Source organism: Pseudarthrobacter sp. S9 (genome assembly GCF_050156545.1).
GTDB lineage: Bacteria > Actinomycetota > Actinomycetes > Actinomycetales > Micrococcaceae > Arthrobacter.
Window position 1 is genome coordinate 3,828,272 of the sequence record NZ_CP189576.1, and the last position, 19,170, is coordinate 3,847,441.

Below are 19,170 nucleotides of genomic sequence, written 5' to 3' on the forward strand. Positions count from 1 at the left end.
CCTAATGTTCCCTGTAGGCGGGGCCAAACAGCGGCAGCAGGGCGTGGAGTACCATGCGCAGATGGAGACATCTGCCGGAGGTTTTGCCATCAAGCGCATCTATGACGATCCGGCAGACGACGACGGCTTCCGGGTCCTCGTGGACCGGCTCTGGCCGCGCGGGGTCAGTAAGGAGCGCGCGCAGCTGAGCCTCTGGCTCAAGGAGGTGGCACCGTCCCCGCCGCTGCGGAAGGAATTCGCGCACATGCAGGAGCGGTTCGCCCACTTCCGCGCCGCCTACGAGGCCGAGCTGGACGGCAATCCCGCCGTGCAGACACTGCGGGACCTCGCGTCGGAGCACGGAAAGGTGACGCTGCTGTTCGGGGCCACGGATCCGGAGATCAATCACGCCCGGGTACTGCTGGAATTCCTGGCAGGCTGAGCTAGCTGCACGTCCGGCGTTTCATCCTGCGGGTGCCCGGCGCAGTGACTCCTGCATTGACGTTAGGGTGGTGCCATGACTGAGGGAATCCAGAACAGAGCAGCAGTAGTCACCGGCGCCAGCACCGGAATCGGGGAGGCCATCGTGCGCGCCCTGCGCAGCGAAGGCTGGAACGTCTTCGCCGTGGCCCGCCGCGCGGACCGGCTCGAGGCGCTCGCCGCCGAAACCGGCGCCGTCGCCGTCCCGGCAGATGTGACGGACGACGCCGACGTCGCCCGGCTGCTCGACGAGGTGACCCGCGCCGGCGGCATCGACACCCTCATCAACGTTGCCGGCGGTGCCCGCGGTGCCGACAGGATTGCCGGAGCCAAGACGGAGGACTGGGAGTGGATGTTCCAGGTCAACGTGCTGGGCACCCTGAAGCTGACCCGGGCCTTCCTGCCCATGCTGCGCGCCTGTGGTGAAGGGACCGTCCTGAACCTCACCTCGACGGCGGGGCTGTCGGCCTACGAAGGCGGCGGCGGGTACAACGCGGCCAAGTTCGCCCAGCACGCCCTGACCGGGGCGCTGCGCCTGGAAGAAGCAGAGCACAACGTCCGCGTGATTGAGGTGGCTCCCGGACTGGTGCAGACGGAGGAGTTCGCGCTGAACCGGCTCGGCGACCAGGAAGCGGCGGTCAAGGTCTACCAAGGCGTCGAGAAGCCCCTGACGGCCGCCGACGTCGCGGATGTGGTCCGCTACGCCGTGGCGGCGCCGCACCACGTCAACCTGGACCAGATCGTGATCCGCCCTGTGGCCCAGGCCTCCAACTACAAGCTGATCCGCAAGGGCTAGGGCAGCATCGCTGGGCTGGCCGGCGCTTCCGGGACGGCCAGCGTGGCCATGATGGCGGCGTGATCCGTCCCGGCCACGGGGTGCACCGCATACGCGCTGCTGCGGACCTGCGGGCTGGTGACGATGTGGTCTATCACGATGCCCGGCAAGGGCAGCCCGTCCATGGGCCAGGTCGGAACCAGCCGGGAACCTTCCGCCACCCCCACATCCACCATCTTCCTGCCGGCTGCCCCGCCTGACCTGCCCGCATTGCCTGCCCCGCCGGCCAGGAGCTGCCGGAATTCGGAGTGGTCGTAGGTGGCGTTGAAGTCACCCATCAGCAGCAGGTTCCCGGGACTGTCCGTGAGCCCGCCGAGCGCGGCAAGATCGCCGCGCCACCGGGCGGTCCGCGCGTCCACCGGCGGTTGCGCATGGACATTCGTCACGTCCAGGGACGCCGTATGTCCGCCGGCTTCCATCGCGATACGGACAGTGGGGATCTGGAACTGGGAATCCGGCAAGTCACCCATCAGGTGCATCGGGTGAACTGAATACACGGCGCTGCCGGCGGCACCGTTGACCGGGTGGCTGATCCGGTGCGGGAGCAGCGTGGCCAGCCCCTCGGCGGCCAGCCTGTCTTCCAGAGCCTGGGAGTGTTCCTGGACGGTGAGGAGCCCGATGCCGTTGTCCCGGACCAGCCGGACGATTTCGGCCGCATCCGCATTGCCGAGTTCCGCATTGATGCTCATCACTTTCAGCTCCGCGAGGCGTGCGCCTGGGTCCGGCGTGCCCCGGCCGTAGTCCTGCGGGAAGAGCCAGTAGAGCTGCACAGCCAGGAGGGCCGCCGTGCCGACAACGGCCCACACACGCCGGCTCGGCACGGCGAGCACCAGGGCAAGCCCGGCGGGCAGGACAAGCCAGGGGGTGAAGGCCAGCAGTTGCACCACGGGCGTCGGCCATGCCGCCGGCACGGCCCGGAAGAAGGAGAGCGCTGCCACGGGCGCGGCGCTCAGTGAAGCCAATACCTGCCAGGCGACGGTCCGGGCAGGCTGTGGCCGCAGTATGGCGGTGCAACCTGGAGCTGGCAGGGTCATGTGCTTGAGTCTAGGCAGGGGGAGCGCTGCTGTGCCCGTTGCAGACGGAGAAGTTCGAGTGCCGACGAAAAGTTCGAGCGGCAGACCTCGCCGGACGCCAAGATGCCCACCCTGGCCGAGGAGGCGCTGCGCTATCGCTCCTACCCCATGGCCGCGGACCGTGCGCTTGAGTCAGATCCGGATCATCGGGTTGGATGGCTCAGTGCTCGGTTCCCAGTGAACCCAGTGATCACTTCGTCGGTTCGGAAGCGATTCGCGATCAGTTTTGAGCACCGAGCCGAGGGGCCGGCTCGACCGATCTGCGGCGTGGAGTGTCGGCCGAAAGTGAGCAGTTTTGGAGTAGCGCCGGTCACCGAGCCATGCCTAGACTGACCGTCATGGACATCACCATTCAGGCGAGCTTCCTCCCGCACGTCCTTTAAGCTCGACAAGCCCCCGGGTCGATCTGACCCACGACTTCAGGAGTGACCATGACCGGCTCTGCCACCGAGGGAATCAAGACCGTGCTGCATCCCGTGTCCGACCTGGAGACGGCCAAGGCGGTGTACACCGCCCTGCTCGGCGTACCGCCGCAGACCGACGGGCCCTACTACGTCGGCTTCGAGGCCGCGGGCCAGCACATCGGGCTGGTGCCGGGCGGTGGACCGCAGGGCATGACCTCACCGGTGGCCTACTGGCACGTGCCGGACATCGAGGCGAAGCTGGCTGAGGTGACCGCCGCGGGTGCCACCGTGAAGGAGCCCGCGCACGACGTCGGTGGCGGCCGCCTGGTGGCCACCGTCACCGACCCCGATGGCAACGTCCTCGGGCTGCTTCAGGACCGGTGAAATCGAGGTCCTCGAGATCGACGCGCTGTCGCAGGAGCGGGGTGACCGGTTCGCCGCGCACACCGGCTTCGACCCGCGTGCGCTGGCCACGTCTACCGCTGGTTCCGCATCTCCCCGCGCCGACGAAGGAGAACCAGACGTACTGCTCGAAGCTGGTTAGATAGAACCAGTCGACGCCGACGGAGACCGCGAAGGCGCCCCCGCTTAACAGATGGAGACACGATGAGCCTGGCCACGAGGACGGACACGCAGTCGCCTGAGCTGCACGTTGCCGACAGCCACGATCTGATCCGCGTGCAGGGCGCGCGCGAGAACAACCTCAAGGACATCAGCATCGAGATCCCAAAGCGCCGGCTGACGGTGTTCACCGGCGTCTCCGGCTCGGGCAAGAGCTCGCTGGTGTTCGGCACGATCGCCGCGGAGTCGCAGCGGATGATCAACGAGACCTACAGCGCCTTCGTCCAGGGTTTCATGCCAACGCAGTCCCGGCCGGACGTCGACGTGCTGGAGGGGATCACGACGGCGATCATCGTCGACCAGGAGCGGATGGGCTCCAATTCCCGCTCCACCGTTGGCACCGCCACCGACGCCAACGCGATGCTGCGGATCGTCTTCAGCCGGCTCGGGCAGCCGCACATCGGCTCGCCCCAGGCATTCGCCTTCAATGTCCCCTCGGTGAGTGGAGCGGGCGCAGTCACCATCGAGCGCGCCGGACGGACCGTGAAGGAACGACGCAGCTTCACCGTCACCGGCGGCATGTGTCCACGATGCGAGGGCATGGGCAGCGTGACTGACTTCGACCTGTCGGCGCTCTACAACGACAGCAAGTCGCTCAACGAGGGTGCGCTCACGATCCCCGGCTACAGCATGGATGGCTGGTACGGCCGCATCTTCCGCGGCTCCGGCTTCTTCGACCCGGACAAGCCGATCCGCAAGTACACCAAGAAGGAACTGCACGACCTGCTCTACAAGGAGCCGACCAAGATCAAGGTCGACGGGATCAACCTGACGTACGAGGGTCTGATCCCGAAAATCCAGAAGTCGTTCCTGTCCAAGGGCGTCGACGCGCTGCAGCCGCACATCCGCGCCTTCGTGGAGCAGGCCATCACCTTCACCGTCTGCCCCGAGTGCGACGGAACCCGGCTCAGCGAGGCGACTCGATCGTCGAAGATCAAAGGGATCAACATCGCCGACGCCTGCGCGATGCAGATCAGCGACCTCGCCGGGTGGGTGCGCGATCTGGACGAACCGTCGGTGGCGCCGCTGCTTGCGTCGCTGGGGGACACCCTCGACTCGTTCGTCGAGATCGGGCTCGGCTACCTCTCGCTGGATCGGCCGTCGGGCACGCTCTCGGGCGGCGAGGCGCAGCGGACCAAGATGATCCGCCACCTCGGCTCCTCACTCACCGACGTCACCTACGTCTTCGACGAGCCCACCATCGGCCTGCACCCCCATGACATCCAGCGGATGAACGAGCTGCTGCTGCGGCTGCGGGACAAGGGCAACACGGTGCTCGTCGTGGAGCACAAGCCGGAAATGATCGCGATCGCCGACCACGTCGTCGACCTCGGCCCCGGCGCTGGTACTGCGGGCGGCGCCGTCTGCTTCGAGGGCACCCTCGAGGGGCTGCGCGCCAGCGGCACCCTCACCGGCCGCCATCTCGAGGACCGGGCCGCCCTCAAAGAAACGGTGCGGACGCCCACCGGCACCCTGGAGATCCGCGGCGCGACGGCGCACAACTTGCGTGACGTCGACGCCGACGTCCCGCTCGGGGTCCTCGTCGTCGTCACCGGCGTCGCAGGCTCCGGAAAGAGCTCGCTCGTGAACGGGTCGATCCCCGCTGGCGAGGGTGTGGTGTCGATCGACCAGGGCGCGATCCGCGGCTCGCGACGAAGCAACCCGGCGACGTACACCGGACTGCTCGACCCGATCCGCAAAGCGTTCGCGAAGGCCAACGGCGTAAAGCCGGCGCTGTTCAGCTCAAACTCCGAGGGCGCCTGCCCCACCTGCAACGGCGCCGGCGTCATCTACACCGACCTGGCGATGATGGCCGGCGTCGCCACCACCTGCGAGGAGTGCGAGGGGAAGCGGTTCCAGTCATCGGTGCTGGAGTACCACCTCGGCGGCCGCGACATCAGCGAGGTGCTGGCGATGTCGGTGACCGAGGCCGAGGAGTTCTTCGGCGCCGGCGAGGCGCGCACGCCGGCCGCGCACGCCATCCTCGACCGGCTCGCCGACGTCGGGCTCGGTTACCTCAGCCTCGGCCAGCCGCTCACTACGCTGTCCGGCGGCGAGCGGCAGCGGCTCAAGCTGGCCACCCAAATGGCCGAAAAGGGCGACGTCTACGTCCTCGACGAGCCGACCGCCGGCCTCCACCTCGCCGACGTCGAGCAGCTGCTTGGCCTGCTCGACCGGCTCGTCGACTCCGGCAAGTCGGTCATCGTCATCGAGCACCACCAGGCGGTCATGGCGCACGCCGACTGGATCATCGACCTCGGCCCCGGCGCCGGCCACGACGGCGGCCGGATCGTCTTCGAGGGCACACCCGCCGACCTCGTCGCCGCCCGTTCCACCCTCACCGGCGAGCACCTCGGGGCCTACGTCGGCACCTGACCGAGGCCCTCGCGGACACGGTGAGAAAAGTTCTGTCATCTGTTTCGACCCGTCGAGGCCGCCGGGCTTTACGAGCCCCGATCTGTAAAGTCCGGTAGCATCGTGGTATCAGCTTTGACCCGGACATCACCGGTGAGCTTCCGGAAGAACGCCTTGCCGCGCCATGTCGACGAAATCGCGACACGCGCCGGGGTCAGTAGAACCGGACGGGTAAGCCCGTCACAGCAGCAATTGAGCGGCCGACGCCGGTGCTTGCTTCTCCAAAAGGGGGCGAGGCCTGTGCCGGTAAGTGAGGTGGTACCGCGGTGCCGGTGTTGTTGCAAAGACAGCGCACGGGCCGTCCTCGCATCCTGAATGAATCCACTTGTTCACCGCTCAACCCAGGATGTCGAGATGACCTATTACCCCAAGGCCTCAGCCGCACCGACCGGTGCAGCCTCCACCACCTCCGCTTCCAACACCTCCGGTGCGGCTGCCCCCGTGAAGTTCCCGGAGATCGAAGAGCGCATCCTCAAGTACTGGGATGCGGACGGCACCTTCCAGGCGAGCATCGACCAGCGTGACCCTGACCTTCCCGGCGGAAAGCCCGGCAGCAACGAATTCGTCTTCTACGACGGCCCGCCCTTCGCCAACGGCCTCCCGCACTACGGCCACCTGCTGACCGGCTACGCCAAGGACCTCGTGGGCCGCTACCAGACCCAGCGCGGCCGCCGGGTGGAGCGCCGCTTCGGCTGGGACACGCACGGGCTGCCCGCCGAGCTGGAAGCCATGAAGCAGCTGGGCATGACGGACAAGACCCAGATCGAAGCCATGGGCATCGACAAGTTCAACGACGCCTGCCGCGCCTCCGTGATGAAGTACGCCGACGAGTGGAAGAGCTACGTCACCCGCCAGGCACGCTGGGTGGACTTCCAGAACGACTACAAGACGCTCAACGTCGAGTACATGGAATCCGTGCTCTGGGCCTTCAAGCAGCTGCACGAAAAGGGCCTGACCTACAACGGCTACCGCGTGCTGCCGTACTGCTGGAAGGACGAGACGCCGCTGTCCAACCATGAACTCCGCATGGATGACGACGTCTACAAGAACCGCCAGGACCAGACCGTCACGGTCACCTTCCCCATCACGCCGGGGGAGTCGGAGCTGTCCAGGCAGCTGGCCGGCGTGCACGCGCTCGCCTGGACCACGACGCCGTGGACGCTGCCCACCAACCTGGCCCTCGCCGTCGGACCCGCTATCACCTACGTGGTCCTGCCGGCCGGGCCGCACGGCATCAAGGCCGCCTCCGCTGAGGCTCCCGTCACCGGCAGCTTCCTGCTCGCCGGCGACCTCCTGGGCACCTACGCCAAGGACCTCGGCTACGGCGACGGCGCCGAGGGTGCCGCCGCGGCCGAGGCAGCCGTGACGTCCAGCCACACCGGCGCCGAACTCGAGGGGCTGAGCTACGAACCCCTCTGGGACTACTTCAACGACCCCGAGAAGTTCGGCACCGCGAACGCCTGGCGATTCCTCGTGGCCGACTACGTCACCACCACCGACGGCACCGGCATCGTCCACCAGGCGCCCGCCTACGGTGAGGACGACCAGAAAGTCTGTGAAGAAGCAGGCATCCCCGTCGTGCTCTCGGTGGACGAAGGCGCGAAGTTCCTGCCGCTGTTCGGCCACGGCGACCTCGCCGGGATCGCCGGACTGCAGGTGTTCGAGGCCAACAAACCCATCACCCAGGTCCTGCGCGCCCAGGGCCGCCTGGTCCGCCAGGCCAGCTACGAGCACAGCTACCCGCACTGCTGGCGCTGCCGCAACCCGCTGATCTACCGCGCCGTGTCCTCCTGGTACGTCGAGGTCACCAAGTTCAAGGACCGCATGTCCGAGCTGAACCAGGAGATCAACTGGATCCCGGGCAACGTCAAGGACGGCCAGTTCGGCAAGTGGCTCGCCAACGCCCGCGACTGGTCCATCAGCCGCAACCGCTACTGGGGCAGCCCCATCCCGGTGTGGCAGTCCACAGATCCGGACTACCCCCGCACCGACGTCTACGGCTCCCTCGCCGAGATCGAAGCCGACTTCGGCCGCCTGCCGCTGAACAAGGCCGGCCAGGTTGACCTGCACCGGCCGTTCATCGACGAACTCACGCGCCCCAACCCGGACGACCCCCGCACCCCGGAGGAAGGCCAGTCCGTCATGCGCCGGGTCGAGGACGTGTTGGACGTCTGGTTCGACTCCGGCTCCATGCCCTACGGCCAGGTCCACTACCCGTTCGAGAACGAGGAATGGTTCGACACCCACAACCCGGCGGACTTCATCGTCGAGTACATCGGACAGACGCGCGGCTGGTTCTACATGCTGCACATCCTCTCCACCGCGCTGTTCGACCGGCCCGCCTTCCGCAACGTCATCAGCCACGGCATCGTGCTCGGCTCGGACGGGCAGAAGATGTCCAAGAGCCTGCACAACTACCCGGACGTGTCCGAGGTCCTGGACCGCGACGGCTCCGACGCGATGCGCTGGTTCCTCATGTCCAGCCCGATCCTGCGCGGCGGGAACCTCGTGGTCACCGAACAGGGAATCCGCGACGGCGTCCGCCAGGTCATCCTGCCGCTGTGGAACGTGTACAGCTTCTTCACGCTGTACACGAACGCATCCAACGCAGTCGACGGAACAGCGAGGGGCTACGACGCGAAGCTCCGCTACGACGACTACGCCGACACGCTGGACCAGTACCTCATGGCGAACACCGGCGACCTCGTCCGCAACATGACCGCACAGCTGGACAGCTACGACATCTCCGGTGCCTGCGACGAACTGCGCGGCTACCTGGACATGCTCACCAACTGGTACGTCCGCCGCAGCCGCCAGCGCTTCTTTGACGAGAACGTTGACGCCTTCGACGCCCTCTACACCGCACTGGAGACCGTCTGCCGGGTGGCGGCGTCGCTGCTGCCGCTCGTGTCCGAGGAGATCTGGCGCGGCCTCACCGGCGGGCGCTCCGTGCACCTGGCCGACTGGCCCGACGCGGAACTGTTCCCGGCCAACGCCGGGCTCGTCGAGGCGATGGACCGCGTGCAGCAGATCTGCTCCACCGGATCCTCGCTGCGCAAGGCCGCCAACCTCCGCGTGCGCCTGCCGCTGCAGGAACTCACCGTCGTGGCACCGGGCGCGGACGCGCTGGAAGGCTTTGCCGCCGTCGTCGCCGATGAACTGAACCTGCGCTCCGTCCGGCTGCTCGACGCCGAGAGCGCCTCCCCGGAGGAGTTCGGCATCGAACAGAAGCTCGTGGTGAACGCCCGGGCCGCCGGTCCGCGGCTGGGCAAGAACGTCCAGCAGGCGATCAAGGGCGCCAAGTCCGGCGACTGGTCGGTCAGCGAAGGAGCCGTGGTGACCGCCGGCGGGCTCGAACTCGAGCCGCAGGAGTACACCCTGGAAACCGTCGTCGCGGAATCCGCGGCCGGCGCCGGCTCACGCGCGGCCGCCGTCCTGCCGGGCGGCGGGTTCGTGGTGCTCAACACCGAGGTCACCCCGGAACTCGAAGCCGAGGGAGCGGCCCGCGACATGGTCCGCGCCATCCAGCAGGCCCGCAAGGACACCGGACTCAACGTCAGCGACCGGATCCGGACCACCGTCACCGCCGCGCAGGACACCCTCGACGCCCTGCTGGCCAACGCCGACCTCGTCAAGACCGAGACACTGACGGTCCGGCTGGACACCGTTCCGGCCGACGTCAAGGAACCGCAGATCAGTGTCGAAAAAATTGCTGTTGAAGACGCCAAAAAAGACGCCGCCGAAAAAGTAGAGGCCTGAGCAATGACCGACGAATTCTCCGTAGAAAGCGTCTACGCCGAGCTGCTGGGGCGTGCACCGGAAAACAAGATGGAGCCGCGCCTGGCTCCGTTGCGCCGGGCGATGGACATCCTGGGGGAGCCGCAGAAGGCCTACCCGATCATCCACATCACCGGCACCAACGGCAAGACGTCCACGGCGCGCATGATCGAGGCAGGGCTGCGCGCCCACGGGCTCAGCACCGGGCGCTACACGAGCCCGCACCTGTCCAAGGTCACCGAACGGATCAGCATCGACGGCGCCCCGGTGTCGGACGCGACCTTCGTCCGGATCTGGGACGAGATCCGCCCGTACCTGCAAATCGTGGACGGCGAGCTCGAGGCCAAGGGCCAGCCCCGGCTGACCTACTTCGAGTGCCTGACCATCCTGGGGTTCGCGGTCTTCGCGGACCAGCCGGTCAACGTCGCCGTGATCGAGGTGGGACTGGGCGGAATCACCGATGCCACCAACGTCGGCGACGGCCAGGTGTCCGTGATTACGCCCATTTCCCTGGACCATACGGACCTGCTGGGTGACACCACCGGGGACATCGCCTACGAAAAGGCCGGCATCATCAAGCCCGGCGGCTTCCTCATCAGCGCCGCGCAGCCCATGGACGCCGCCCAGGTGCTCCTGGAGAAGGCCAAGGAGACACAGGTCCCGTTCCGCTTTGAGGGCGTGGAGTTCGGCGTCGAATCCCGGACCGTCGCCGTCGGGGGCCAGATGGTGAACATCAAGGGCATCGCCGGGCGTTACGAGGACCTGCTGCTGCCCCTGCACGGGGCCCACCAGGCCGAGAACGCCGCCGTCGCCATTGCGGCCCTGGAGGCGTTCTTCGGCGGCGAGAAGGCACTCGACCAGGAAATCCTGCAGGAGGCCTTCGCCTCGGTCACCTCGCCGGGACGCCTCGAGGTGGTCCGGACGGCCCCGACCATCATCGTGGACGCCGCCCACAACCCGGAAGGCATCCGGGTCTCGGCCGAGGCCATCCACGAGGCCTTCAGCTTCACCAAGCTTGTGGTGGTGGTGGGCGTCCTGCGGGAAAAGGATGCCGAGGAGATCCTCCGCCAGCTCAAGGAGTCGCTGGGCGACCTCGCCGAAGAATACTGCTTCACGCAATCCAACTCGCCCCGGGCGGTCCCGGCCGAGGACCTTGCGGAACTCGCCGTCGACCTCGGCTTCGGCGAGGACAACATCCACGTCGCTGAGAAACTCGACGACGCCCTGGAATGGGCCGTGGAACGTGCCGAAGCCAATGAGGACCTGGCTGGCGGCATCCTCGTCACCGGATCCATCACCCTCGTGGCCGAGGCCCGGATCCTGCTCGGAAAGGCGGACGCCTAAGCCATGGCACGACTGACAAAGGCCCAGCACGAATGGCGCCCGGGCATGCCCAGGAAGCGCCGCTCCACGAAGGTCATGTTCGCCTCCACGGTCCTGCTGCTGGAAGCCTTCGTGGCCCTATTCGGCACGCTGGCGGTCTTCGGACTCCGGCGCGGCGAATTCCCTCCAGTCCTGATCTTTGGGGTGGGGATCACGCTGAGCCTGGTGCTTGTCTTCACGTGCGCGGTCGTCTCCAAGCCGTGGGGCGTGGGCTTGGGATGGATCCTGCAGCTCGTGCTGATCCTCTGCGGAATCGTGGAGCCGACGATGTACGTGGTGGGCGCCCTCTTTGCGGTTTCCTGGTGGTATGGCATCCGCACGGGCATCCGCCTTGACCGTGAGGCAGCCCAGCGGGACCGCGAGCAGGCCGCCTGGGAGGCCGCGCATCCGGCGGGCAGCCAGCCCGAAACCGGCACCCAGAACCCGTAGCCCCAAACCCGTAGACTTGACCCCGAACCCCACCCCAAACACATTGGAGCAGCTGTGAGCATTGAGCGCACCCTAGTCCTGATCAAGCCCGACGGCGTCGCCCGCAACCTGACCGGCAGCATCCTCGGCCGGATCGAAACCAAGGGCTACACCCTGATCGAGCTCAAGAAGGTCGACGCGAGCCGCGAGCTGCTCGAGCAGCACTACGAGGAGCACATCGGCAAGCCGTTCTACGCGCCGCTGGTCGAGTTCATGCTCAGCGGGCCTGTCGTCGCCGCGATCTTCGAGGGACACCGCGTGATCGAGGGCATCCGCTCGCTCGCCGGCACCACGGACCCGACGACGGCGGCGCCCGGCACCATCCGCGGCGACTTCGGCCGCGACTGGGGCCTGGCTGTGCAGCAGAACCTCATCCACGGCTCGGACTCGGTGGAGTCCGCTGAGCGCGAGATCAAGATCTGGTTCTAGGACCTGGTCCCGCCTCACCGAGGTGACAGTTAAGGCCAATGTTCGCGATGAGCATTGGCCTTATCTGTCACCTCGCGGTGTTTGCGGGTTTCTAGTAGCCGGACGTGCCGATGAAGACCTGGATGAAGGCGAAGAAGATCGTGGCGATTACGGCGACATAGAGCAGCGCCGTGACGATCCAGCCGGAGTCGCCCAGGATTTTCGCCGGGCCCGCGGGCAGCCGGATCACGCCGTGGGAGACGTTGCGGACGGTCACCCAGACGAACAGGGGAATCATGACCGCCCAGACGATCATGCAGAACGGGCAGAGGATGTGGATGGCGTAGAGGGCCTGGGACCAGAGCCAGACCACGAAGACGAAGCCCAGGGTTACGCCCGCCTGAAGCCCGAGCCAGTACCACCGGGCGAATTTTGCGCCCGCTAGGATGGCCATGGCAGTGGTGATGATGACGGCGAAGGCCACGATGCCGATGAACATGTTGGGGAAACCGAACACGGAACTCTGCGGCGTCTGCATGACCTGGCCGCATGAAATCCAAGGGTTCACGTCGCACACGGTGACGTGGTTCGGGTCCTTCAGGACTTCCAGTTTCTCGAGCACCAAGGTCCCGGAGGCAAGCCAGCCGACGACGCCGGTGATCAGCAGGAGCCACGCGAACGGACGGTCACGGGTCATCGTGGGAAGGGACCGGTCCGCAGAGGCCGGCCCGGAGCGCGGCTCGTGCACGGTCGCGTCGCCGGCGGTGCTGGAGATACTGGGCATGGAATATCGGTCCTTTAGCTCGGGTGCTTCTGGCCCCGATTGTAGCGCTGGAGGCTGGGCAGCGCCGAGGAATGGCCCGGGGCCGCCCCGGTTCCGTCTCGCCTCATCCGCTTCCCCCGCGCACTTCTCGCCCCGCTTACGCTTGCTTTGACGGCTCCTGTGAGACAATGATCGTGGCTGGAACCCGATCCACATCCGGATTCCGGTCCGGCGATATTGTTTCCAAGACCGCCAATGATGAGCAGGGAGCTACGGATCCTCTGATCCAAGCTGTCCCGCAATGCCATTGGACGGCACCTGGTTGTGGCGTGTAGATCAACGGGTTCCAGAACAATCTCGCCGGCCCTCCAGGGCTGCCGCACCCCACTGCCGGTGCGAACCTGAGGGTATTCAATTGACTTCTGTCAATGCCTGCGGGTGTTGACAAATAATTGCCCCAACGGGTGCCGGATGTGGCGGCACGTCAGGGGCAGGAGTGTCGCCACATATGGATAATGACCAGGTTGTAGCCGGTAACGAAGAACTAGTTGTTACTGAGAAAACAGGGGAAACTGCGGAATCAGTAGCTCCGGTAGCGCCCAAGAGGGCCGTCAGGACTCGCCGCAAGGCCGCCCCCAAGGAAGCGGCGGCAGAGGTCGTGGCCGAAGCGGCGGCTCCGGCGGAAACGGCAGCTGCCGCGGAGGCACCGCTCGCCGTCCCGTCCACCGAACCGGCCCCGGAGGCTAAGGCCAAGGCTCCCGCCAGGCGCAGCCGCGCCCGCAAGCCAGCAGAGACGGCAGAGACTCTCCCGGTATTCGCCGAGGAAACCGCGGGCCAGGAGCCCGTTCAGCCCGCTGCGGCTGAGCCCGCCGAAGTTCCCGCAGCCGAGGCTCCCGTCGAGGAAAAGCCCGTCGCAGCAAAGGCCGAAAAGCCCGTTCGACGTCGTGCCAGCCGCGCGAAGGCGGCCCCCGCCGTTGAGGAAGCGCCCGCGGTTGAGGCCGTTGAAGAAGCCCCGGCGGTTGAGGAAGCGCCCGCAGCTGAAGCAGCGCCGGCTGAGGAAGCGCCAGTCGTAGCGGAGGCGCAGGCCGCGGACGAAACTCCCGCCGCCGTCGAAGCGCCGGTAGGAAAGCCGGCCGAAGCCCCGGCCGCGTCGCTGTTCCTGGAGCCTGGCGCCGTCACCTCGATGATCTTCCAGGCCCCCGATCTCAGCACCGTGGTGCGCCCGGTTCCGGCCGCCGCTGCAGCAGCCGTCGCGGAAGCCGAGGAGCCCGAAGACGAAGAAGGCGAGGAGGGCGAAGACGCCAGCCGGCGTCGGCGCCGCAGCCGCGGACGCCGCGGGCGCAGCCGCACCGCCGGCGAGTCCGAAGCCGAAGCTGAAGGCTCCGCGGAGGAGGGCGAAGAAGGCCCGGAGGACACCCTGGAAGACGGCGTGACCTCGCGCCGCCGTCGCCGCCGCCGCCGTGGCGACCAGGACCTGGAACTGACCGGCGGGGGAGACGACGATCCGCCCAACACGGTGACCCGCGTCCGCGCGCCCCGCGCGCTCTCCGAGGCGCCGGTCAACAACCGCGTCACGAGCGTCAAGGGCTCCACCCGGCTTGAGGCCAAGAAGCAGCGCCGCCGCGAATCCCGCGACACCGGCCGCCGCCGCACCGTCATCACCGAGGCCGAGTTCCTGGCCCGCCGCGAATCCGTGGACCGGCAGATGATCGTCCGCCAGCGCGACGACAGAATCCAGATCGGCGTGCTCGAGGACGGCGTCCTGGCAGAGCACTTCGTCTCCAAGACCCAGCAGGACTCCCTGATCGGCAACGTCTACCTGGGCAAGGTCCAGAACGTGCTGCCCTCCATGGAAGCCGCCTTCGTAGACATCGGACGCGGCCGCAACGCCGTGCTGTACGCCGGCGAAGTGAACTGGGACGCTGCCACGCTCGAAGGCAAGCAGCGCCGGATCGAGAACGCGCTGAAGTCCGGCGACTCTGTGCTGGTCCAGGTCACCAAGGACCCGGTCGGCCACAAGGGAGCCCGGCTCACGAGCCAGATCTCGCTGCCCGGCCGCTACCTCGTCTACGTGCCCGGCGGTTCCATGACCGGCATCTCGCGCAAGCTGCCCGACGTCGAACGCAACCGTCTCAAGCGCATCCTCAAGGACCGCCTGCCGGAAGATGCGGGCGTCATTGTCCGCACCGCGGCCGAGGGGGCGTCCGAGGAAGAGCTGACGCACGACATCAACCGCCTCCGTGCGCAGTGGGAAGGCATCGAGAGCCAGTCCACCTCCACCAAGATCCTCGCCCCCGAGCTGCTCTACGGCGAACCCGACCTGACCATCAAGGTGGTCCGCGACGTCTTCAACGAGGACTTCTCCAAGCTGATCGTCTCCGGCGAGGAAGCCTGGGACACGATCGAGGCCTACGTCACCTATGTGGCACCGGACCTCGTGGGCCGGCTCGAAAAGTGGACCAAGGATTCGGACATCTTCGCGGCCTGGCGCATCGACGAGCAGATCCACAAGGCCCTGGACCGCAAGGTGTTCCTGCCCTCCGGCGGCTCCCTCGTGATCGACCGCACGGAAGCCATGACCGTGGTGGACGTCAACACCGGCAAGTTCACCGGCAGTGGCGGCAACCTCGAGGAAACCGTCACCAAGAACAACCTGGAAGCGGCCGAGGAAGTCGTCCGGCAGCTCCGGCTCCGCGACATCGGCGGCATCATCGTGATCGACTTCATCGACATGGTGCTGGAATCGAACCGCGACCTCGTGCTGCGCCGCATGGTGGAGTGCCTGGGCCGGGACCGCACCAAGCACCAGGTGGCGGAGGTGACCTCGCTGGGCCTCGTGCAGATGACCCGCAAGCGCATGGGCACCGGCCTGCTGGAAGTCTTCGGCGAGCAGTGTGATACCTGTGCGGGCCGGGGAATCGTCACGCACGACGAGCCCGTGGAGCACCGCCGGGCCAACGTCGTCGCCGCCGAGCACTACGTGCCGCGGGCCGAGAGCCAGCCCGCCGTACGGACCGAGCGCAAGGGCCGCCGTCGTGGAAAGGGCGGCCAGGGAATCATGGAGACGGCCCCGTCCGCGGCGGTAGCAGTGCACGCCGAGCCCACCGAGGCCGAGCGCCACGCCAAGGCCGAGGCAACCCGTGCGGCCCTGGCGAACATCGCCGCCGCGGCGCACGCCGCCCACCTGCACGACGGGGAGATGGCCGCCGCGCACGACGCCGAGGCCCGCCAGGCCGCCGTCGGCGCAGCCCTGCAGCTGGCCGCGAAGGAGGAGGAGGCAGCAGGACGTCCCGTACTGACCTTCGGTGGCGAGCAGGTTGCCTTGCCGTTCGTCGAGCACGCCGAGGAGTCGCCGGTTCCTGCCTTTACCCTGGATCTGCTGACCGAGGCCTTCGCCCACCTGGGCGAAGCCGGGGAAGCAACGGCAGCGCCGGCACGCTCGGGCGGGTCCGGCCCGGGCCGCGCCCAGGCCGCAGGCTCCCGGTCCGAGGTGGAAGCCGACGGCGCAACGTCCCGCGCCCGCCGCGGACGCCGCAACCGGAGCGCCAGCCGCGCCCAGGGTGCAGCCAACGAGACGTCCGTGAAACACCACGAGGCAACCCCGTCGGCCGCTGCAGTGTCCGTTCACGAGGCCAAGGCCCCCGCCGCAGCCTCACAGGCAGCCAAGCCCGCCGCCAACGAGCCGATCATCCTCGGCGTCGGCGTGCCGGCGTCGGAGCTCTAACCGCTCAGTAAGTCAAGAGAGTAAGTCACCGAAACTGCGGGTGCGGGCCGGACCAGCGTAGCAATACGCCGGATTCGGGCCGCACCCGCAGTTCGTTAAGGGATGGGGCTAGGCTGGAGGACTGACACGGGGTGCCGCGCATAGGGCCGGCTGAGATCCAGACCCGTTGAACCTGTCCGGCTAGCACCGGCGAAGGGATGTCTCTCTTGTCCTCACCATCTCGTCCGACTGATTTCCTTCCGTACCCGCCACGCACGTCCGCGCCGCTCCGGATTCCCCGGGTGCTGGCCATCGCCGGCTCGGACCCTTCCGGCGGAGCGGGGATCCAGGCGGATCTGAAAAGCATCGCCGCGAACGGCGGCTACGGCATGGCGGTCATCACCGCCCTGACCGCGCAGAACACCCAGGGCGTCCGGGCCGTACACGTTCCCCCGGCGGCCTTCCTCACCGCACAGCTGGACGCGATCAGCGAGGACATCAGCATCGACGCCGTCAAGATCGGCATGCTGGGTGACGCCGCCGTGATCGACGCCGTCCGCAGCTGGCTCGAGAAGGTCCGCCCCGGCGTCGTGGTGCTGGACCCGGTGATGGTCGCCACGAGCGGGGACCGGCTCCTGCAGGAATCCGCCGAAGCCGCCCTGCACGCCCTGCTGCCGCTGGCGGACCTGATCACACCGAACCTGGCCGAACTCGCCATCCTGCTCAAGGAACCCGTCGCCGGCGACTGGGCGGAAGCCCTGGACCAGGGCAAACGGCTGGCCGCACTGGCCGGCACCACCGTCCTGGTCAAGGGAGGACACCTCAAGGGAGGCCACCCGACGAGCGGCGGGAACGGGAGCGACGGCGGCTGCCCGGACGCGCTCGTCAACACCGGGGGACTGCTGGGGCAGCAGACGGTGGTGGTGCCCGGGGAGCGCGTGCCCACGCGCAACAGCCACGGCACCGGGTGCTCGCTGTCCTCGGCAATGGCCACGGTGCAGGCCCGGGTGGGGAACTGGGAAGCGGCACTGCGGGAGGTCAAGCCGTGGCTGCAGGGGGCGCTGCGGGAAGCGGGGGGCCTCGACGTCGGATCCGGAAACGGTCCGGTCCATCACTTCCACCACGTGCAGCACCTCACCCAGCGGCAGGACAGGCTCCGGCACCAGACCCCGGCAGAAGGCGAGTTCGCCGTGGCACTTCGGGACGGCGCGGCGGGCGATCTCGACGCCATCTACGGCCTGGAGTTCATCAGGGGCCTGGCCGACGGCACGCTGCCAGAGCACGAGTTTGCCTATTACCTCGCGCAGGACGCCATCTACCTCAACGGCTACTCCCGGGTGCTGGCCCGCGCCGCCGCCATCGCACCCTCGGAGGCTGAACAGCTGTTCTGGGCCCGTTCGGCGCAGCAATGCCTCGAAGTCGAATCGGAGCTGCACCGGACCTGGCTCAGCACCCGGCCCACGAAAGCAACGCTGGGCCCGGTCACGAAGTCCTACGTGGACCACCTGCTGGCTGCCACGGTCTCCGGCAGCTACGGTGTGCTGGTGGCGGCAGCCTTGCCGTGCTTCTGGCTCTACGCCGAAGTCGGGGCCGCCCTGCACGCGGAGTTCCTCGCCGTCGGCGCACCCGAGGCGCACCCCTACGCCGCTTGGCTGCGGACCTATGCCGATGAGGACTTTGCCGCCGCGACCCGGCAGGCCATCGCCTACACCGATACAGCGGCGCGGCTGGCCTCAGGAAGCGAGCGGGACGCGATGGCACTGGCCTTCCGGCAGTCATCGCGCTACGAGGTCGAATTTTTCGACGCGCCGAGGCTGCACGCCTGAACCAATCCGCCCCGCGGAGCCGGTACGATAGTTGGGCACGGTTCCGGAAGTCGTTGCGGCAACACTCTGAAAATTCATGGTGGCGCCTAGCACGTACCAACCGCCGGAACCAGCCTCATTTGCGGCCGAAGGCAAAATTAGCGTATTCTAGATCTTCGGTGCTTACGCCAACACTTGGGTTATGACCCTGAGGACTGTCCACATGAAATTACATGTGGATTTGTTCCGGGGGTAGCTCATGGGTTCCCCCGGGGAATCCACCGGCGTTGAGGCACAGCGTGAGCCAGGCCAAAACAATTTGGACCCAGGTTCCGCACGCAAATCTAGTAATAAACGTCGAGAGAAGTGAGTTCCCCAGTGGTGTACGCGATTGTCCGCGCAGGCGGCCGCCAAGAGAAGGTTTCCGTTGGAGACTTCGTTACCCTGAACCGCGTCCCCGGTGGAGCCGGCAGCACCTTTGAGCTGCCCGCACTGCTCCTGGTAGACGGCGACAAGGTCACGTCCGCTGCCGCGGACCTGGCCAAGGTAACGGTTACGGCTGAGATCCTCGAAGACCTTCGTGGTCCGAAGATCGTCATCCAGAAGTTCAAGAACAAGACCGGGTACAAGAAGCGCCAGGGTCACCGTCAGGAACTGACCAAGGTCAAGATCACCGGTATCAAGTAACCACTCGTTACTGTTCAGGTTTTCAACAGATTCCCCAGAATTTTAAAGGCAGGCATTTCAAATGGCACATAAAAAAGGCGCGAGTTCCACTCGCAACGGTCGTGACTCCAACGCCCAGTACCTCGGCGTCAAGCGCTTCGGCGGCCAGGTAGTTTCCGCAGGCGAGATCATCGTCCGCCAGCGCGGCACCCACTTCCACCCGGGCGCCGGCGTAGGCCGCGGCGGCGACGACACCCTGTTCGCCCTGACCCCCGGCGCCGTCGAGTTCGGCACCCGCCGTGGTCGTCGCGTTGTGAACATCGTGGCTGCTGCAGCGGCAGAGTAACAACGAGTTTTAAATCGGTGGGGCGGGCCATTAGGTCCGCTCCA

14 protein-coding genes and 1 riboswitch are annotated in these 19,170 nt (G+C 67.2%); of the genes, 12 read left to right on the top strand and 2 right to left on the bottom strand.

Going from position 1 to position 19,170, the window contains the following annotated elements; translation table 11 throughout:
* Positions 1–61 precede the first annotated feature (61 nt).
* Together ACQCSY_RS18380 and ACQCSY_RS18385 are read left to right on the top strand one after the other, a co-directional pair.
* Positions 62–421: a DUF488 domain-containing protein gene (locus ACQCSY_RS18380; RefSeq protein WP_427131009.1), complete on the top strand. Its 360-nt coding sequence runs from the start codon at positions 62–64 to the stop codon at positions 419–421.
* 75 nt (positions 422–496) lie between these two features.
* A complete protein-coding gene (locus tag ACQCSY_RS18385; protein WP_427131011.1) occupies positions 497–1,255 on the top strand; it encodes an SDR family oxidoreductase in 759 nt (252 codons plus the stop codon).
* On the opposite strand, the gene ACQCSY_RS18390 is transcribed toward ACQCSY_RS18385, so the two are convergent.
* On the bottom strand, positions 1,252–2,328 hold the full coding sequence (locus ACQCSY_RS18390; RefSeq protein WP_427131013.1) for an endonuclease/exonuclease/phosphatase family protein: 1,077 nt from the start codon (positions 2,326–2,328) through the stop codon (positions 1,252–1,254). The genes ACQCSY_RS18385 and ACQCSY_RS18390 overlap by 4 nt on opposite strands.
* Before the next feature lie 470 nt (positions 2,329–2,798).
* Between ACQCSY_RS18390 and ACQCSY_RS18395 the strand changes: the two genes are divergently transcribed.
* From ACQCSY_RS18395 to ndk, 6 genes are all read left to right on the top strand, one after another.
* A complete protein-coding gene (locus ACQCSY_RS18395; protein WP_427131015.1) occupies positions 2,799–3,155 on the top strand; it encodes a VOC family protein in 357 nt (118 codons plus the stop codon).
* Between the two features lie 222 nt (positions 3,156–3,377).
* Positions 3,378–5,768: an ATP-binding cassette domain-containing protein gene (locus ACQCSY_RS18400; protein ID WP_427131017.1), complete on the top strand. Its 2,391-nt coding sequence runs from the start codon at positions 3,378–3,380 to the stop codon at positions 5,766–5,768.
* Positions 5,769–6,161: 393 nt separating this feature from the next.
* Positions 6,162–9,566 carry an isoleucine--tRNA ligase gene (gene ileS, locus ACQCSY_RS18405; RefSeq protein ID WP_427131018.1) on the top strand — a complete coding sequence of 1,135 codons (3,405 nt, stop codon included), beginning with the start codon at positions 6,162–6,164 and terminating at the stop codon, positions 9,564–9,566.
* 3 nt (positions 9,567–9,569) lie between these two features.
* Complete coding sequence (locus ACQCSY_RS18410) at positions 9,570–10,928, top strand: bifunctional folylpolyglutamate synthase/dihydrofolate synthase (protein ID WP_427131020.1); 1,359 nt, start codon at positions 9,570–9,572, stop codon at positions 10,926–10,928.
* Positions 10,929–10,931: 3 nt separating this feature from the next.
* Positions 10,932–11,396 (top strand): DUF4233 domain-containing protein, encoded by a 465-nt coding sequence (locus ACQCSY_RS18415; RefSeq protein ID WP_427131022.1) that lies wholly within the window; start codon positions 10,932–10,934, stop codon positions 11,394–11,396.
* A gap of 54 nt (positions 11,397–11,450) precedes the next feature.
* Positions 11,451–11,864: a nucleoside-diphosphate kinase gene (gene ndk, locus ACQCSY_RS18420; protein WP_427131023.1), complete on the top strand. Its 414-nt coding sequence runs from the start codon at positions 11,451–11,453 to the stop codon at positions 11,862–11,864.
* Positions 11,865–11,955: 91 nt separating this feature from the next.
* Here the strand turns inward: ndk and ACQCSY_RS18425 are convergent, their stop codons facing one another.
* On the bottom strand, positions 11,956–12,627 hold the full coding sequence (locus ACQCSY_RS18425) for a vitamin K epoxide reductase family protein (protein WP_427131025.1): 672 nt from the start codon (positions 12,625–12,627) through the stop codon (positions 11,956–11,958).
* Positions 12,628–13,114: 487 nt separating this feature from the next.
* Between ACQCSY_RS18425 and ACQCSY_RS18430 the strand changes: the two genes are divergently transcribed.
* The 4 genes from ACQCSY_RS18430 to rpmA all read left to right on the top strand — a co-directional run bounded on the left by ACQCSY_RS18430 (position 13,115) and on the right by rpmA (position 19,126).
* On the top strand, positions 13,115–16,330 hold the full coding sequence (locus ACQCSY_RS18430; RefSeq protein WP_427131027.1) for an Rne/Rng family ribonuclease: 3,216 nt from the start codon (positions 13,115–13,117) through the stop codon (positions 16,328–16,330).
* A 117-nt stretch (positions 16,331–16,447) separates the two neighbouring features.
* A riboswitch (TPP riboswitch) is annotated at positions 16,448–16,545 on the top strand.
* A complete protein-coding gene (locus tag ACQCSY_RS18435; protein ID WP_427131028.1) occupies positions 16,528–18,135 on the top strand; it encodes a bifunctional hydroxymethylpyrimidine kinase/phosphomethylpyrimidine kinase in 1,608 nt (535 codons plus the stop codon). It overlaps the preceding riboswitch by 18 nt.
* A gap of 357 nt (positions 18,136–18,492) precedes the next feature.
* Positions 18,493–18,801 carry a 50S ribosomal protein L21 gene (gene rplU / locus ACQCSY_RS18440; RefSeq protein WP_018773353.1) on the top strand — a complete coding sequence of 103 codons (309 nt, stop codon included), beginning with the start codon at positions 18,493–18,495 and terminating at the stop codon, positions 18,799–18,801.
* 61 nt (positions 18,802–18,862) lie between these two features.
* Entirely contained in the window at positions 18,863–19,126 is a 264-nt protein-coding gene (gene rpmA, locus ACQCSY_RS18445; protein ID WP_009372867.1) for a 50S ribosomal protein L27, read from the top strand.
* The last annotated feature ends 44 nt before the right edge of the window (positions 19,127–19,170 follow it).

Coding starts and splice junctions, on each gene's coding strand:
- ACQCSY_RS18415 (WP_427131022.1), top strand. CDS start 10,932: ATGGCACGACTGACAAAGGCCCAGCACGAATGGCGCCCGGGCATGCCC.
- ACQCSY_RS18385 (WP_427131011.1), top strand. CDS start 497: ATGACTGAGGGAATCCAGAACAGAGCAGCAGTAGTCACCGGCGCCAGC.
- ACQCSY_RS18435 (WP_427131028.1), top strand. CDS start 16,528: ATGTCTCTCTTGTCCTCACCATCTCGTCCGACTGATTTCCTTCCGTAC.
- rpmA (WP_009372867.1), top strand. CDS start 18,863: ATGGCACATAAAAAAGGCGCGAGTTCCACTCGCAACGGTCGTGACTCC.
- ACQCSY_RS18425 (WP_427131025.1), bottom strand. CDS start 12,627: ATGCCCAGTATCTCCAGCACCGCCGGCGACGCGACCGTGCACGAGCCG.
- ACQCSY_RS18390 (WP_427131013.1), bottom strand. CDS start 2,328: ATGACCCTGCCAGCTCCAGGTTGCACCGCCATACTGCGGCCACAGCCT.
- ACQCSY_RS18395 (WP_427131015.1), top strand. CDS start 2,799: ATGACCGGCTCTGCCACCGAGGGAATCAAGACCGTGCTGCATCCCGTG.
- ACQCSY_RS18430 (WP_427131027.1), top strand. CDS start 13,115: ATGGATAATGACCAGGTTGTAGCCGGTAACGAAGAACTAGTTGTTACT.
- ACQCSY_RS18400 (WP_427131017.1), top strand. CDS start 3,378: ATGAGCCTGGCCACGAGGACGGACACGCAGTCGCCTGAGCTGCACGTT.
- ileS (WP_427131018.1), top strand. CDS start 6,162: ATGACCTATTACCCCAAGGCCTCAGCCGCACCGACCGGTGCAGCCTCC.
- ACQCSY_RS18380 (WP_427131009.1), top strand. CDS start 62: ATGGAGACATCTGCCGGAGGTTTTGCCATCAAGCGCATCTATGACGAT.
- ACQCSY_RS18410 (WP_427131020.1), top strand. CDS start 9,570: ATGACCGACGAATTCTCCGTAGAAAGCGTCTACGCCGAGCTGCTGGGG.